The 17,246-nt window shown below is 68.6% G+C and carries 8 protein-coding genes and 1 pseudogene; 8 read left to right on the forward strand and 1 reads right to left on the reverse strand.

Annotated features, from left to right (window positions below):
- The first annotated feature begins 206 nt into the window (after positions 1-206).
- Both E5083_RS19525 and E5083_RS31245 read left to right on the forward strand, forming a co-directional pair.
- A protein-coding gene (locus E5083_RS19525) for an IS5 family transposase (RefSeq protein ID WP_135786976.1) occupies positions 207-1,087 on the forward strand; the annotation gives its coding sequence in 2 pieces (ribosomal slippage) (positions 207-573 and positions 573-1,087; 882 coding nt in all).
- Positions 1,088-2,891: 1,804 nt separating this feature from the next.
- Positions 2,892-4,382, forward strand: a complete 1,491-nt coding sequence (locus tag E5083_RS31245; protein ID WP_167513577.1) for a hypothetical protein — start codon at positions 2,892-2,894, stop codon at positions 4,380-4,382.
- Positions 4,383-4,505: 123 nt separating this feature from the next.
- Here the strand turns inward: E5083_RS31245 and E5083_RS19535 are convergent.
- A pseudogene (locus E5083_RS19535) lies at positions 4,506-4,879 on the reverse strand (transposase); the annotation flags it as partial.
- A gap of 678 nt (positions 4,880-5,557) precedes the next feature.
- On the opposite strand from E5083_RS19535, the gene E5083_RS32040 reads away from it, so the two are divergent.
- The 6 genes from E5083_RS32040 to E5083_RS19565 all read left to right on the forward strand — a co-directional run bounded on the left by E5083_RS32040 (position 5,558) and on the right by E5083_RS19565 (position 16,738).
- Positions 5,558-5,692, forward strand: coding sequence for a hypothetical protein (locus E5083_RS32040; RefSeq protein ID WP_279632499.1), 135 nt, complete (start codon positions 5,558-5,560; stop codon positions 5,690-5,692).
- 378 nt (positions 5,693-6,070) lie between these two features.
- A complete protein-coding gene (locus E5083_RS19540) occupies positions 6,071-6,913 on the forward strand; it encodes a vWA domain-containing protein (protein WP_135786977.1) in 843 nt (280 codons plus the stop codon).
- A 25-nt stretch (positions 6,914-6,938) separates the two neighbouring features.
- Positions 6,939-7,793 (forward strand): hypothetical protein, encoded by an 855-nt coding sequence (locus E5083_RS19545; protein WP_135786978.1) that lies wholly within the window; start codon positions 6,939-6,941, stop codon positions 7,791-7,793.
- Complete coding sequence (locus tag E5083_RS19550) at positions 7,793-10,039, forward strand: hypothetical protein (protein ID WP_135786979.1); 2,247 nt, start codon at positions 7,793-7,795, stop codon at positions 10,037-10,039. The genes E5083_RS19545 and E5083_RS19550 overlap by 1 nt, the downstream gene beginning before the upstream one ends.
- Positions 10,040-10,437: 398 nt before the next feature.
- Entirely contained in the window at positions 10,438-13,992 is a 3,555-nt protein-coding gene (locus E5083_RS19560) for an ATP-binding protein (RefSeq protein ID WP_135786981.1), read from the forward strand.
- Positions 13,874-16,738: a hypothetical protein gene (locus E5083_RS19565; RefSeq protein ID WP_135786982.1), complete on the forward strand. Its 2,865-nt coding sequence runs from the start codon at positions 13,874-13,876 to the stop codon at positions 16,736-16,738. The genes E5083_RS19560 and E5083_RS19565 overlap by 119 nt, the downstream gene beginning before the upstream one ends.
- The last annotated feature ends 508 nt before the right edge of the window (positions 16,739-17,246 follow it).

Raw genomic sequence — 17,246 nt, forward strand, 5'->3', positions numbered from 1 at the left:
AAAGCCAGGGCTTTCCGGACTCCCCTGCTTGCTGCCCTGGTGGCAGTGGAGGCGCGCACGACGGCGCCAGTGAGCCCCTCCCAACCTGGCTGTGAGATCGAGGGATTGCGGTGTTGGGACGACGAAGGCCCAGGTAGATGGGTCGCCAGCTAGGTTCTGTCCGGCGGATCATGTGACCTTCTGGCAGGTCGCTCGTTGGCTCGGGCATGGGTCGGGGGGATCTGACGAATTGCGAGTGGTCGCTTTTGGAGCCGCATCTGTCACCCTCGGGTGGCCGGGGCGGCCGGAGGAACGACCACCGCACGGTGGCCAACGGCATCTTGTTCCGGGTCAGGACCGGTGTCCCGTGGCGTGATCTGCCGGAACGCCACGGCTCGTGGAAGACCGTCTACGAACGGCATCGCCGCTGGTCGGCGGACGGAACCTGGGACCGGATCCTGCAGTCGGTCCAGGCCGACGCCGACCTCGCCGGGCGGATCGACTGGTCGATGGTCGGCGTCGACTCGACGTCCTGCCGGGCCCATCAGCACGCAGCCGACGCCCGCAATGCCCGTCCGCGGGTCCCGAAAAATGGACGATGCCCCGGCACCACCGCCCCGACGAGGGACTCGGACGGTCCCGGGGCGGTCTGACCTGCAAGATCCACCTCGCCTGCGAAGGCGGCTGCCGCCCCATGGCCCTTCTGCTCACGCCGGGCCAGTGGGGCGACGCCCCACAGATGGCCGAGGTCATGGACCGGATTCGGGTTCCCCGACCGCTGGGCGGACGATCCCGGGCCCGGCCGGACCACGCCAGCGGGAACAAGGCATACAGCTTCCATCGAAACCGCGCCTACCTGCGAAGACGCCGCATCCGGCACACGATCCCGGAGCCGAAGGACCAGCGCTCCAACCACCGCCGCAGAGGTAGCGCAGGCGGCAGGCCCACCGGCTTCGACCGCGACCCCTACCGGCGCCGCAATGAGGTCGAGCGGACCATCAATCAGCTCAAGAACTCCCGCGCGGTGGCGACTCGTTACGACAAGCGGGCCTACGTCTTCCACGGCACGGCCGCCGCCACTGCGATCCGGCTCTGGCTCCGTCAGTGATCCGCCGGACAGAACCTAGGTGCCTCACCCAGTCGCAACTTCAGTTACCCAATGTGCACCGGGCAGGGCGATTCCGATTATCGCCCTGCCCGGGACGCCGACACTCCTGGGGAGAATCTGGGGAGTATCCGGGCCGCTGGGGAGCGCCTGGGGAGGATCGACCGCATAAGACGGCGCGCCTATGAAAGGCGCAGAAAGAACCATCGCTACAGGTCAGCCATGGGTATTGCCACATCACCGCAGCTCAGCGCCCCTAGGTGGACAACTTCACGACGTAATCCACTGGGTCCAGCAAGGCCCACCTGAGCCCTTCTCGTGCATAGCCGACGACCACGACCAAGATCAGGGCCATACGCGGGCCGGACTCAGGAAACCAAGAGGCGCAGACAACGTTTCTGCTGGTCAGCGCAGCATAATCTCCGTACTGCCAGCAGACGAAGAACGTTCTTTGTTCTTACAGCCCTCAGAAGCTTGGGTTCTTCTAGAGCCTGCATTCGGGTTGCCTGGAGGTATTTTGCGCTCCAGGCGCCCCGACATTATAGGTACCCACTGTAATCAATTGGGTTCTTCGAGCTACTGTCTGGCATCCAAAGGAGATCCCGCCGGACCAGTCGCGGACCAAGTAGCGCCTCGGGACATCAGCCCACGAGCCGCCCGGTCACGAGCGCAGCGACCCGCCGATACCCGCAAGCAGCGCGCAAACCGCCTGCAGGACTGGGAGAGCTCATCGGACCTCATGACCGCCCTGAACGAGTCCCCACCCGAGCGAAGTCTCCTCGCGGCGAAAACGGGCCTGCCAACGTCCACAAGCTGCCGAAGGCCACGAACAGGACAGCCCGGAAGGGCCAAGCAAGAAGGCCGCCGCGAGGAAGCCCGCTCCAAGCTCGCGACGCGAACAAGGCTGTTGTCAGTGCCTCGTGCGATCCTCACCCCGGAAGCGGGCACTTCAGAAGGAGGCCAGGTGGCGAGGGGACGTCCGCGGAAGGATCCACGCGATCCGGTGGTGATTCTGCGGGATGCCGGGCTCGAACCACTGGAGCCTTATCCAGGAAGTGATAAGCCCTGGCGCTGCCGCCATGAAGCGTGCGGGAGAGAAGTGTCACCGCGGCTGGGCAACATTGCTGCGGGCCGGCAGGGCGGCTGCCGGTACTGCTCAGGCACGGCGCCGATTCCTCCGGAGGAGGCGGTGGAGTTGATGCGCTCGGCTGGCCTGGAACCGCTGGAGCCGTATCCCGGGGCGACACCCCCTTGGCGCTGCCGGCACGTGCCGTGCGGTCGGGAGGTCAAGCCGCGCTACTCGTACATCAAACGCGGAGGGGGACCGTGCCGATGGTGCGCGCCGAACGCGGCGGTCGATCCGGACGAGGCCGCCGCTCTCATGAGGTCGGCGGGTCTGGAACCGTTGGAGCCCTATCCCGGGGCCGACATCCCCTGGCGGTGCCGCTGCACAACATGCGGCACGATCGGGACACCCACTCATGGCTCGGTCAAGGGCGGACAAGGGGGCTGCGGCCCGTGCGGGCGCAAGAACGCCGGGCAGGGCATCAGCCGGGCATGGTCGCGTCGCCGCGAACTGCCCCGCACGGACGGCGACCGGGCCGCAATTGAGGCGAAGGACTTCGACCTCGAACCGCTGGAGTCCTACCCGGGACCGAGCGGGCTGTGGCACTGCCGCCACCTCCCGTGCGGCCGAGACGTCGAGATCAGGTTGAGCAACCTCAGACGCGGCCTTCGGGCATGCCCATACTGCCCTCCCTCCCTGGGTGGCCGACGCCGCTGGCCCGCAGACGAAGCCGAGGCCCTCATGCGTGCCGCCGACCTGGAACCGCTCGAACCGTACGCCGGGCGTCGTGACAAGGCGTGGCGGTGTCACTGCAACGGCTGTGGACGCGAGACGTCACCGAGTCTGGGCGGCATTCTGGCGGGCCAGGGCGGCTGTCGGCACTGTGCCGACGTGAGGGCGGCAGCGGGTAGAAAGACCGACCCGAACATCGCGGTGGCTGCCATGCGCGCGGCTGGGCTGGAGCCGCTGGAGCCGTATGCCACCTCGGTGACTGCGTGGCGGTGCCGTTGCACAGCCTGCGGCAACGAGGTCTCCCCGACTCTCATGAAGATCCGTGCTGGTGGAGGATGCAAGTTCTGTGCCACCCACGGCATCGACCTGGCAGGACCGTCGAAGGTCTACGTGATCACCCACCAGGAGTGGAAAGCCGTCAAGATCGGGATCGGTGCCTGCACCGGCTACACCTCTCGCCTCATCCAACACGAACGCCAGGGTTGGCAACTGCATCAGGCCCGTGACTACACCACCGGCGCAGCCGCCTACGACGTCGAGCAGGCCGTGCTGGGCCGGCTGCATCGGGCCGGACTCATTCCTTTCCTCACGAGCGACATCATGCCGAACGGCTGGACCGAGACCTGCTCCGCAGCCCGCATCACGGCGGCCGAGGTCTGGGCCATGGTCGATGAGGAAACACGGAGCGCAGAAAAACCCTATGCGCCCCGAGCTGGCGGCCGACCCCGTGCCGTGGTCCTCATCGACGCGGAGGCCGCAGCCGCTGAGATGCGGGCTGTGGGATACGAGCCACTCGTGCCGTATCCCGGCCGCACCAACGCGACTTGGCCCTCGCGCTGCATGACCTGCGGGCACGAGGGGCGTCCGACGTTCAATGCCGTCCGTAACGCGGGCCAGCGCTGTCGCGTCTGCCGGGCAAAGGAAACCCAGGCGAAACACGCCGCCACGAACGCGCCGAAGGCCCAAGAAACCATGCGCACGGCCGGACTCCAACCGCTGGAACCCTACCCGGGCAGCCAAACGCCGTGGCGGTGCCGCTGCACCACATGCGGTCGCGAAACCAGCCCCACCTACTCCAACGTCAACAGCGGTTCGAAGGGCTGCCGGTTCTGTGCCCTCAACTCGGCAACCGACGAGCGTGCGTCCGCCGAAGTACGAGCGGCCGGTTTCGAACCGCTGGAGCCGTACCCTGGCCGTACCACGGACCGTTGGCGCTGCCGCTGTTCCTGCGGAAACGAGGTCATGACGCGCCTGTCATCCGTCCGGTCGGGAACCACCGGCTGCAAGAAGTGCCCCCGATCCGGTGGCCGAACCGATCCCACGGCAGCCGCCGCGGAGGCACGCGCCGCCGGGTTCGAGCCGTTGGAGCCCTATCCGGGGAAGACCACCGACCGGTGGCGCTGCCGCTGCAGGTGCAGCACGGCCATCACCCTCACCCTGACCAGCCTCAGAGGAGGCCGTACCGCGTGCGGAACGTGCTCCCGAGGCGCGACTCGATAACCGTCGGTCACGATGCACCCCGCCGCTGCACCCAGTAGTCGAGCAAGCCCGGGTTCCGTCGTATCAACCTTCTTCAGAGGTCATCTCATTTGGCGAGTCTGCGGTAGCAGATGAGGGTGCAACAGGATTCGGACCTGTCAGGTCCCCTTTTTCAGGGCCCGCATGTTCACCGAGTCGATCGCGCAGCGGGACCAGTCCAACTCCCCGCGGGACCCGAGTTCGTCCAGGACCAGGCGGTGCAGCTTGGCCCACACCCGAGCCTTCGTCCACTCGGTGAACCGGTGGTGAGCTGTCGCCCGGGACGGTCCGAACGACGACGTCGGCAACTGCTGCCACGTGCAGCCCGACGTCGCCACGAACACGATCGCGGCCAGCACCTTACGGTCGCCATGCCGGCGCCGCCCGCCACCTTGAGGCCGCGATGGCGCCTCCGGCACGACCCTCTGGAACAGTTCCCTCAACTCTTCCGGCACCAGCCGTTCAATAATCCCCACCACAGCGGACAGCCTACTCAACCAAATGAAATGACCTCTTAGGAGATCGCTGCCGCCCGACGGCATCCTCGGTATCGGCCCCTTTGAAGATGCATTCGGCGGATCATGAGCCCCTCGGTGTCCAGCAATGTGGCCGACGTCCTGTCGACGGTAGTCGACTGTCAGCTGACATGGGCAGGCCGCACAGTCTTCAATGGCGTCATGGCCACGCCGATGCCAACACCCCCGCCCCCGCCCGCTACTCTGGAGACGATCGCGGGTAGCGCCACGCTGGACGAAGTCCTGGAGTGTCTACGCGCGCGGCGGCCGGTGTTCCACTCCGAGGCCGATCTCCAGCACAGTTTCGCCCTCGCTGTAGGCGAGGTCGCACCGGATGTCAGGTGCCGTCTCGAGATCCCGGTGCGCGGAAGCAACGCCTCGGAGTACCTGGACCTACTGTGCCTGGGGCCGGCGAGCCGTACGGCAATCGAGTTCAAGTACGTGACCCGACAATGGTCGGGTACTGCAGGGACGCCTCCCGAGGAGTACGCCTTGCGCGGACACAACGCCCCAGACGTCGCACGTAGGGACTTCCTGCGGGACGTAGCAAGGTTGGAACGCTTCTGCGACCGCCAGGACCAGAACGGGCTGGCCCTGCTCATCACAAACGAGGCGGCCCTGTGGCGCCCCAGGCAACGCAGGATGCCCACCAGGGACGAGGAGTTCCGCATCCACCACGGGCGCCAACTGAGCGGCACCTTGCTGTGGGCCGACGGTTCCTTCCCGGACAATACCCGAGTGCTGCGCGGCGCCTACACGCTCGCCTGGCGTCAGTAGACCCAACTGGAGAATCCACGTGCCGAGTTCCGATGCCTTGCGGTGTTCATCACTCCGAACGCCGCGCAGCCCCAGTGGCCACACGAGGCGGAACCAGCAGACTGCCTCGCATGTCATTGATCATGGGAATCTGCCCTGATGGGAATCTGCCCTGGGTGAAGGCACTAGCCTCGATTCCGGAGACATCGAAAACCTCCTCCACGACGCCGAGCAGCACTTGGATCCAAACGTCGTCGAGCAGACCGTCGGGGGCTCATGCGGGCGGCCGGTGGAACGGCATGTGAGTGTCGATCACATCCCCGACATCGAGACTGTGTAGGCAGTGTGAAAGCACTGGTCATTCGATATGGTGATCCCCTTCACAGCAAGGGGGGAGCAGTGCCGTACACCGCAGAGATCAGCCGAACAAATCCGGGTGGCTTCATCTTCCTCGTGGACCAGTCCGCCTCCATGAGCGATCCCATGGGCGCCGGCGAGGTCACGCGGCAGAGGGCCGAGGTCGTCTCCGACGCGATCAACCGGCTGCTGACCGAACTGTCCGTCAAGTGTGCCAAAGAGGAAGGCGTACGGGACTACTTCCACGTGGCCGTAATCGGGTACGGACACAACCACGTGGGCTCTGCGTTCCAGGGGGCGCTGGCCGGGCGCGACCTCGTTCCGCTGAGCGAGGTCGCCAACAACCCGGCGCGGGTGGAGAGCCGTACCAAGAAGGTGCCGGACGGCGCCGGCGGCCTGGTCGAGACCTCGGTGCAGTTCCCGGTGTGGATGGACCCGGTGACCAACGGCGGTACGCCTATGACACGCGCCCTCGGCTACGCGGACAGCCTCGTGGCGAACTGGGTCGAGGCTCACCCGAGCGGCTTCCCGCCGATCGTGCTCAACCTCACCGACGGCGAGTCCACCGACGGCGATCCCACCAGCGCCGCGATCGCTCTGGCCTCGCATGCCACCGCCGATGGCGCGGTCCTCCTATTCAACCTCCACGTGTCCGGAAGCGGCGGCACACCGGTCACCTTCCCGGACAGCGAGGAGGGGCTGCCGGACACGTACGCCCGGCTGCTGTTCCTGATGTCCAGCGTGCTGCCCAGCCACATGCGCTCCTACGCGGCCTCGCAGGGGCATCGTGTCAGCGAGACCACCCGGGGCTTCGTCTACAACGCGGACATCACCTCCATCGTGGAGTTCCTCGACATCGGCACCCGCGCCACCGAGCTGCGCTGACCACCGAGACGGAGCTGCGCTGACCATGGAGGACGTTTCGGCCCTGCCGGAATGCCAGCTGCTGCGGGTACCCAAGGCGGGCAACACGCTCAAGGAGTGCGAGGACGCCGGGCGGTCCTGGGTCGGGGACGCCCGGGCCGACGACCAGGGCCGTACCGTCCTCCCGCTGTACGCGGCGGTGTCCGACGGCGCCTCGGAGAGCCTACTCGCGGGCGCCTGGGCGGAGCGTCTCGTCGCGGACGCCGTCGAGTCGATGTCCCTCGGCCGTGACTGGTGGGACGACGTGGACACGTTCGTCGTCGACCTCATGGAGCGGTCCGCGCCTCGCTGGGAGGCGTACCTCGAGTGGTACCGGGCGGAGCGCGACGCCCGTGGCCAGCCCATCACATGGTACGAGCAACCTGGCCTGGAGAAGGGCGCGTTCGCGACCGTCCTAGGGGTGGAGGTCCGAGCCACCGTGTCCGGTGGTGGTAGGGCCGACTGGTCCTGGCACGCCTTCGCCCTGGGCGACAGCTGCCTGTTCCACCTGCGGGACGGTGTCGTCCGGCGGGCCTTCCCCGTCGAGGACGTCGAGGGCTTCGGCATCACCCCCCAGCTCCTCGGCAGCCGTAACCACGACACGGCCCTGGTGGCCGAGCGGCTGCGGCTCGCCCACGGCACCCTGGCGCCGGGCGACGAGGTGCTGCTGGCCAGCGACGCGCTGGCCGCCTGGCTGCTGTCCCCGCACCACGGGCACCGGGCGCCCGGCACCGTGCTTGCCACGCTTGCCGAGGTGGGCGATGAGCCCTTCACGGAGTGGGTGGAGGACCAGCGGGCGCGCGGGCTCATGCGCAACGACGACGTGACCCTGATCCGGATCCGGGTGAGAACGGAGGCGTGATGGCTGTGTCCCGCGGCGGTCGCCCCGCCACCGGAACCGGTGCTGTCCGGAAGTTCCCCACGGGCGCGAACTACGCGGAGGCCCTGCAGCACCCCGAACTCTGCTTCCGCGATCCCGATCTCCGGCACGGAACCGTCCAGCAGAGCCCCGTCCTCGGACCCAAGGCGATCTCTGGCAACTTCGCCAGCGTCTTCTCCGTCACCGCGCGGGACGGGCAGCGCTACGCGCTCAAGTGCTTCACCCGGGACACCTCCGCCATAGGCGTCCGTTACACCGCGATCAGCGCTGCCCTGCGCGCCCTCGACACCGGTGACCTCTCCCAACCGTGGCCTGTGCGCTTCGAGTTCCTGGAGCAGGGCGTCCTGGCTCTCGGCGACTGGTTCCCGGTGGTGCGGATGGCGTGGGTGCAGGGCACCGACCTCATCTCGTGGATCGACCGCCACCGCCACGACTCGACTGCCGTCCACGCCCTCGCCGACCGCTTCCTCGCGCTGGCGGGCGACCTGGAGGACCACGGCATCGCCCACGGCGACCTGCAGCACGGCAACATCCTCGTGGCGGACGACAACACTCTCCGGCTCGTCGACTACGACGGCATGTACGTCCCCGCCCTCAAGGGCGAGGCGGCGACGGAGAACGGCCACCGCAACTACCAGTCGCCGCAGCGCGGCGCCGCCGACTTCGGGCCTGCCATGGACCGCTTCTCGGCCTGGCTCATCCACCTCTCCCTGCTCGCCGTGGCCGCCGACCCCGGCCTGTGGACCCAGCTTCACGACGCCCAAGGCGAGTACCTGATCCTTTCCGAGTCCGACTTCAAGGACCCGGCGACCTCCCTGGCTTGGCCACTGCTCCTCGGCCACTTCGACCAACGGCTCCGCGCGGAGGCGGACCGCGTCAGGGGCTTCCTCGGGCGACCCTGCTCTGCGCTGCCCCGCCTGACCGCCGACGCGCTCACGCTGCCCGCCCCGCGCCGCAACGGGAATGGTGGCGCCGCGGCTCCGACGACGACCGGTGGTAGGACGAGCATGGCCGCCCCGGCCACCGCACCTTCGGGGGCCATCCCAGCCTGGCTGGTGGACCGCGTGGCGCCGGCCGCCGCCAAAGCGGTGCCGACCGGCGCTCCGGCCCCCGCCACGGGCTTCACCGGGCGCCGCCCTCGCGACCTGGCGGCCGCGGCCACCGCCGTACTGAGCACCGCCGCCCCCGGCGTGCTCGCGGTCACTGTCGGACAGCCGGAGGGCTACCTGCCTGCCGCGCAGGGGTCCGCCCTACTCGTCTCGGCCGCCCTGATCGGCGTGGGCCGGCGGCTCAGGCCGGAGTACCACACCGCCCGCCAACGGGTCCGGGGACTACGTCGCCGGGCCCGCGAACTCACGGATCCGGCGGGCGTCCACCGGCGGCTGGAGCAGGAGATCCGGAAGCTGGACGCCGCCACAGCCAAGGACGGCGCGGCCACTGACAAGCGCATCCAGACCCTCCAGACCGACCTGCGCGACGGACTGGCCCGCATCACCATGGAGCTGAACCGCCGCACCGACCAGTCCCGCAAGCACAAGGTGAAACTGCCCGCCAGAGAGCAGAGCATGATCGCCGCCGCGCTGGAACCCGCGGTGCGCCAGCACGTCGAGGCGAAGCTGCGCGCCACCTCGATCCAGGAAGCGCGGTCACTGCCGAACATGGGCGCCAAAACGGTCGGGGCTCTGGTGCAGGCCGGTATCCGCACGGCGGCCGACTTCACGGGGGTGTCCTACTCCCAAAGCCAGGGTTCCGGGAGCCGTGTCGCCTACTTCGTCCGCCCAGGCGGCCACCACGTCCGCGTGGCCGGCGTGGGCGAAGCGCGGGCGACCGCCCTCGACGCATGGCGCCGGTCCCTGGAGCAACGGGCCAGGGCCTCCGCACCCGCCAAGCTGCCCGGGCACGCCCTGACGAGGATCCGCGCAGAGATCGCCACGCTGCGGGCGCAGTACGACCGGGAGGTAAAGCAGGCGGAGAGCAAGGCCCAGCAGGACAGGGACGTCCTCCAAAAGCAGGTCACCGACGAACGGCAGCGGCTCACGGCCGACCGCCAGCAGCGCGCTATGGAGACCCAGCGCAAACGTGCTGACCTGTTGCAACGTCAGAAGCAGCTCAGCGGCGCCGAGGCGGAGCGAGCGAGGGTGACGGGCGAACTCAGCACCGCACGGTCGGAGACCCGCCGCAACCTCGGTGTCCGGAAATACGTCACATTCCTGTTGACGGGCCACTGAACCAGGCCCGAGGCGAGTATGCAGCGTGGGCGGGGCTGGGCGAGAGTTGGGTGCGCGCGGGCAAGGTAGATGGAGGCACCAGGTAATCAGGAGCCCCAGAACCCACGGGTGAGATCTTCACGAACGTGCAGGAAGCGCACCTGGTGCCTCGTTCGCCTCACTACGCAAGTCACGGTCGTAGATGCTTCTTCCAAGTGCCCGTGTGGCGGCTGCTCCAGCACTCAGTAACTCCGGCCGCGCCGGATTCAACGCCGCCCTCTACACCGCCCGCGCCAGAACTCAAGCCGGCGGCGCCGTCTTCGTCGGCGGTGCGCTCACGACCACAACCGAGGTCCTTCGTCGCGGTTCGGGTAATTTTTGCGCCAGCAGGGTGCTTGACAGCGGAGAATACTGCCGACATGAGTGATCTAACTGCCGCGCACCGCGGGTACGAGTACCAGGACTTGATGGAGGCAGGCCGCGTCATCGACCTGCTGCTCGGCGGGATCGTTAGGGTCCATGTCGACGAGAAGCTGGTGACGGACGACCGCTTCGACGACCTCACGGTGATCAACGCGGACGGATCCCGTGAACGGATCCAGTTCAAGCACTCGGACGAGGAAGACCCCCTCGGCTACACCACGTTTACGACCGACGATCGCGGACTGAGGCTGGACCGCCTTGTGGCGGCTGCTGTCGCCGACCGGGACGGACCGGGTGCGGGCGCCATCGCCCACCGGCTGCGCATCGTGATGCGCAATGCGCCTCCGGACGGCGATGCACTGAACGCGGTGATGGTGCCCGCCCGCTCCTCCGACGCGCCGTTCCTGCCTGGGATGAATACCACACTCCTGCGGTTCGACGCGGAAGCCCTCTGGCGAGGGTTCGACCTGCCCGCGCGGGGCCGACGCAGGGCGGGCAACGTTCTCGGGTTCCTGACCAGCGGTGACAGGGCTGTGTCTAAGCGGGACCTGGAATGGCTGTGCGAGCACCTGGTGGTGGAAGTCGACGCACCGGCCATGACGACGGACCTCCTGCAGCCGGGGCCGGCCGAACAGCTTCTCCTCCAACGGGTGCGTGGCGAGCTCGGCGCGGGAATCTACCCCAACGAGGGACGCTCACCGGAGGACGTCGCCGAGGCGCTGATCCGCACAGTCCGCTCCGCCCGGCAGCGCGGAACCGACGTGACACCCCGCGAGCTACTGCGCCAGGCCCAACTGCGCAGCGACCTCGGCGCCGTCGTGCGCGCGAACCCTGTCGACCGCGCCCTGGAAGTGGCCCGGCCCGCCACGGTCGGCGTCTTGGCGGAGGCCGCCGGGACAGCGGCAGCCGAGGGGGGAGTCCTGCTAGTCACGGGCCCTCCGGGACAGGGCAAGTCCTGGGCGTGCCAGCAGCTGGTCGACCAACTCACCGGTGATGGGTGGCTGGTCGCCGAGCACTACTGCTACCTCGGCGACGCCGACGGCGATCAGCTGACCCGGGTGGTCACCGAAACGGTCTTCGGCAGCCTGCTGGGCCGTCTGGCCGAGTCGGACCCCGACCTCGTCCAGGAGCAGCGCCCGCGTTTCGCCGCCGATGCACAAGCGCTGACCACGGCGGTGGACACCGCTCTGCGCAAGGACCCCACCCGGCGCGTGGCGCTTGTCGTGGACGGACTGGACCACGTCACCCGCGTACAAGGAGGAAGAACCAGGAGAACCGATCCGTCCCTGGCCCTCGCCGCGGTCCTCGGCTCGCAGCGCCTTCCGCCCGGCAGCGTCCTCATCGTCCTCAGCCAGCCTGGGAACCACCTCGTCCCCCTCCAGGACGCCGGGGCGGCCTCCGTCGCCGTGCCACCACTGACTGCGCTCGAGTGCCGCACCGTCGCGGAGCGGCTCGGACTCGTCCCGGCGGCGGACGACGAGCACACCGAGGCGCTCCTGACCGACGACCTCGACGTGACCGACTTCCTGGACGCGCTGCAGGAACGCTCGGGCGGCAACGCCCTGTACGCGACATACCTCTGCCGCGAGGTCGCCCTCCGGCCGGAGACGATCACGAAGGCCGCGGCAGTGGTGCGGGCGCTCCCGGCCTACCAGGGATCGTTGAAGGGCTACTACGCCCACCTCTACGACACCCTCGGCGCAGAAGCCGATGTCGTCGCGGACATCATCGCCCTGCTTGGCGTGTCCGTCACCCGCGAGGAGCTCGGGCAGATCATCCCGGACCGTGCGCACAGGATCGACGGCGCGCTTAAGGTGCTGGCCCCGGTGCTCTCCGGGACGGCCGGAACCAGCGAGATCCGCGTCTACCACGAGTCGTTCGCCCGCTACCTGCGCCTGGGCTACGACAACGACCCCAGGGCCCTGGAATCGACGCTGGCGCTGATCGCCACCTGGCTGACCGGGAAGGGACTGTTCGACGACCCGCGGGCCTTCCGCCGCCTCCTGCAGATCCTCGCCGAAGCTGGGCGCGACACGGAGGTGCTGGACCACATCGGGCGGGACTTCGTCACGCGAGCCGTCGCCACCGCCCACCCAGCCTCGGCAATCAGAGACAACCTGGCCACCGGCCTGCGCTGCGCCGCCAGGACGGCGAACTGGCCGGTCGTCGCGCGGTGCGTCGAACTCGCCAGGGCCGCGCAGACGTACGAGTTCGAGCGCTTCGACTCGGACCTGGTGGAATTCGCCGACGTGCCGATTACCTTGATAGGGGCTCAGAGGCTGGCGGACCGGCTCCTGCACGACGGCCGGACCGTCATGCCCGCCCGGGCAGGTCTACAGATGTGCGCCGTCCTCGACTCGGCAGGCGCCGTGGCACCCTGGCACGCGTACCTGACGGCACACGACCACGAGGCCGAATCGGACAACACCTCCTACGGGGCGGAGTCCGACCGAGCCGTCGAACTGGCATACCTGCGGGGTGGGTTGCGCCTGTCGGCTACCGATCAGGAGAGAGGTAAGGAGCCCCGCGAGGACGGGCCTGACCGACCGGTGTCGCTGGACCGCATCGCCGAGTGGCTTGAGGAACGGGGTGACCAGGCAACGGCCGACGCCGTCGTGAAGACGCTCCTCGACACCGTCGGAATCGAGGCCGTCACCGACCTGGTGCCGCGCCTTGCAACGGGCGGCCCGGTATGCCTCGCACTCGCCGAACAGATCGCCGCAGACGCGGTGCCCGGTGAGGCGGGCAGCGCCGCGGAGTGGGCTCAGGAGGCGGCCGACCTGGGATACATGCTGGGAACGGCGCATCGGTTGCTCGCGCTGGGGGTCGCTGCCGCCGAGCTCGCTGAAGGCTTTGCGACAGACGAGACTTCGACTGCCCGCAACACCCTGTTCGCCCTCACCCACGACGTACAGCACGAACGTGTCCAGTGGAGCCCCGTGGCCGTAGCCAGGTGGCTCGATGCCCTGGCGATCACGGCGCAGACCGACCTTACCGCCCTGGACGCGGTACCGGCTCTCGTTCAGGGGCCCGGCTGGTACCCCTGTTGGCTGCGGTTCGCGATCGCCCTCGCGCGCGCCGAAGTCGCCGCAGCACACACCCAGTCTGGCCTGGTGATCGAAGCCCTCGGGCTCCTGACCGCAGACCTCAGCCCCTTCACCGGCAACCCGCGTGCGTGCGACCTCTACTCGATCCATCCGCTCATCGAAGGGTCGGTACGCCGGGCGGCCGCCCTCGTGTCCGACCAGGACTGGCCGCAGGCGTGGAAGACCCTCATCCACGTCAGCCGGGAAATCAGCGTCAGCCTGCGCGGCGAGATGGGCGGACCACTGCCAGCCGACACGCTCCTTACGATCGCCGTCGAGCACACCACGCCCGCACGGCGGGCCGGCGTCGCCGAAGCCGTCCGCAACGAGTTCCTCCAGCAGGCTGGTGGACGTTTCGCGTCTCGCCCTCACCGGCGACGAGCTCGCCGAGGCCAAGGAACACTGGCTGGCGGCCTGCCACTTCCTAGTGGCCTACAGCTGGCGCAAGGACATCACCGTCTATGAGCTCCTGGATCCGCTGCCCGCCCTGGTCACCGCGGACCCGGCCCGGGGGCGGGCGCGAGTGGCGCAAATCCAGCCACTGTGCGAGCGTCTTGTCCTTCACACCGACGGCAAGGAGACCAACGCTGCCCGCCCGCGGTGGTGGAACGTCCTGGCCGGGGCAGACCCCGTGGCCCTTGCCGATCTCGCAGCCACCGGCCTGCTGAGCGACTGCAACGGCCCGAACACCATCCTCCACGACGCCCGAGAAGACCTCTGGCGCGCGTGGAACGACACCGCCGATCCGGTTGTGGCAACCGCGCTCCGCATCACGTTGGACACCCCGCTCCTCCAAGCCGACGCCGCACTTCTGGACCGGCTCGCCCGGACAGTCGGCCCCTCCACGCCCGACGGCGTTCCACAACTGCTGCGCATCGCACTGAGCAGGGCCGACGAGCGGCAAGCCAACCGCGACTCCTCCAGCGACCAGACCAGGCTGACCGACGCACAGCTGGTCGCAGAACTCAACGCCGTCGCCGAACGCGTCGGCGCCCCGCAGCTCACCCGCCTGCCCGAACCACCGGTCACCGACGAGTCCCAGCCCCGCCGCAGCGCACCCATCCCCGCGCAGCCGACCACGGCCCCGACCTCACCTGCCGCCCCGTCGCTCGCGCCCTCCGAACCGGTCGGCCTGATCCGAGTACTGCGCGCATGGCACCTAAGCCCGTACGAGGCTGGCGCACCACAACACACCCTCGAACAGATGAGAGACCTCGTCGGCGACGGCGTGCTCAACCTCGCCACCCGAGGACAGACCGACGAGGCCGCACAAGTCCTGCGTGCCATCGCCGGCCCCTTCGACTTCCGGGACGGTCCCCTCCTGCTGCGCCAACTCGCGGACAAGCTCCGCCAGAAGGGCCATGACGCGCTCGCCGCCGAAGCCTATGCACTGACATGGGTACGCACCCGCGGACAAGGCGGATGGCTTAACTTCGGAGGCGAGACAGCCCTCGACGCCCTTCGTACGGCCGCGCAACTCGATCGCACCCTCACCCACCGCGTCATCACCGAAGAGGCCGAAGCAGTGGTGAGCGCCGGTCGGTACGGGACCCACGGCATCACCCAGGCACTGGTCTTCGCCTTCGCCCAGCAAGCCTTCGGCCTGCCCCCGAACGACTCCCTCGACCTGGCCTTCGCCCTCTGGGACGAAGCCGCAACGGTCATCGAGAGCAGAGCACCACGCGTTCACGACAGCGACGATCCCCAGCACCCCTACCGCGCCCCCGACAACGACAACGGAACCCCCGCACCCGGCGATCTCGACCACGCCTTCGCGACCGCGACACTGGCCGCAGTCGCACACGCGGACCGGGAAGGCAAACGCCGAGCGATGGTTGCGACGCGATCTCTGGTCACACTGCGCCCCGAAGCCACGGCACCCGCCATGGCCCTCGCACTCGAGCAACTCTCCGATCCGGCGACCCTGATGTGGCTGCTGTGCCTCCTCCAAGAACAGGGGCCGCACGCCCAACCTGTCGTGGACCACTGCCAAGACGCGCTCGAGGCACTGGCCCGAGGACCGCTGCTCACCGTCCGCGCCCTCGCCCGCCGGCTGCTCACCGATGCGGCCAGCGTGCCCATGGGAACGTCAGACCCGGCCGGGCTGAACCCGCCGAGCCGCCTGTGGACCTCCGCCGCACAGGGAGACAGCCCGAGAGATCGCGTCGTGACGGGGATGGTGGCAGAGGTGGCTGGCGCGCGGCTGAACGAAGCCGAGCAACTGCAGCCCGGGCTGATCCGAGCGGTCCTCGCCAGGGTTCGCCGCGAAATTGATACGGAGCGCACCATCGAGAGGAACAAGGCCCAGTCCCGCGCCAACCTCAGCGCCGACGAGGGCGAGCTGCCGGACGCCTATCTCGCAATAGAGGAGACCATCGAAGAGGCGATCCAAACGGTGGCAGCGGGTAGCCGCGCGCACAGGCTCTCGCAGGGCCTAGGCGTGAGCGATCCGGCAGCTTGGGAGGATCAGCTGGCCACCGTACTGACAGACGACCCCCGTATTCCGCTGGCCTTCGAAGAGGCACGCTGGCCACGCCCCGACCTTCCTCTGCCACCCGGCCCGGACGACCCGGCCAGCCAGGACACTCCGCTGACCGGAACAACCGCCGAGACCATCTCCACTCAGCCACTGACGCAAGCCGCCGCCCTCGGCGGACAGACTCTCCCGGGCTGGCGCATCCTCGCTTCCGTGGAGGAACGCAAGTTCCTATCACCGCACACCCGGAAGACCGGCCTGACCGTCGTGAGCTTCTCAGGCCCGGAAGTGACCGATTCCGGGAACCAGGACAGTGACGCTATCCCTTTCTCGGACGGAGACATCGAGGAGTGGGCCCGACCGCGGGGGCAGCACCCCGCCGCTGACGTCCCGCCGGGGACCCCGCTCCTCGGCCTCGACCGCGCCATGACCGCCGCCGCCGACGCCGCCCACGGCCTGGGACTACCCGGCTTCACACTGACACCCACCCCGTGGCTCCGCACCGCACTCCGCTTGAAGCCCGGCGCCCCGCTCACACTGGAGGACGACCGCGGTCCTGCCCTGCGGTTCATCTGCTGGCGCACCGAGTACGAGCGGAGTGCCTACCGCCTGCCGTGGCCGCGGACGACCGGCTGCGCCGTCGTGATCCGCCCCGACCTGCTGGGCATTCTGTCCGAGCGGGCAGCCGCACCGATCGTTACCCGAGATGTCGTCATGCGGCTGGAAGCGGACTGAAGGAGAACAGACGGGACACCGCGATGGCGCGGACGTCGTCCCACAGGTCCGGAACCGTCTTGTGCATCCCAAAGAGACACAAGAGCCCGTTTCGGAGTTAAGGGCTGGTCTCCGAGACCTGGCTACTGACCCGCCATTACCTCGCGCTGCTGGTACTCGGCTCGATCGGCTACCTAGGTTCCTACCAGGTCCAAAACGTGGGTCGGCGAGACCGAGCCCGCCCAATGGATCTAGATTCCCGCACGACTGCGAGGTTGTCGGCGCTCCTGCGCTCTAGCCCGTCCTTAAGAAGCTGCACTGAAACGCTTCTGCGACCGCGAGGAGCAGAATGGGCTGGCCCTATTCATCACAAACGAGGCAGCCCTGTGGCGCCCCAGGCAACGCAGAACGCCCACCAGGGACGAGGAGTTCCGCATCCACGAAGGCCGCGAACTGAGCGGCACTTGCTGTGGGCCAGCGGCTCCTTCCCAGACATCACCCGAGTACTGCGGGGCGCCTACATGCTCGC

Origin of the sequence: Streptomyces bauhiniae, from assembly GCF_004784475.1 — a bacterium.
GTDB lineage: Bacteria > Actinomycetota > Actinomycetes > Streptomycetales > Streptomycetaceae > Streptomyces > Streptomyces seoulensis.

What these genes read in the sequence shown, in the direction of transcription:
- E5083_RS31245 (WP_167513577.1), top strand. Translation starts at nt 2,892, where the DNA reads ATGCGTGCCGCCGACCTGGAACCGCTCGAACCGTACGCCGGGCGTCGT.
- E5083_RS32040 (WP_279632499.1), top strand. Translation starts at nt 5,558, where the DNA reads ATGCCCACCAGGGACGAGGAGTTCCGCATCCACCACGGGCGCCAACTG.
- E5083_RS19545 (WP_135786978.1), top strand. Translation starts at nt 6,939, where the DNA reads ATGGAGGACGTTTCGGCCCTGCCGGAATGCCAGCTGCTGCGGGTACCC.
- E5083_RS19550 (WP_135786979.1), top strand. Translation starts at nt 7,793, where the DNA reads ATGGCTGTGTCCCGCGGCGGTCGCCCCGCCACCGGAACCGGTGCTGTC.
- E5083_RS19560 (WP_135786981.1), top strand. Translation starts at nt 10,438, where the DNA reads ATGAGTGATCTAACTGCCGCGCACCGCGGGTACGAGTACCAGGACTTG.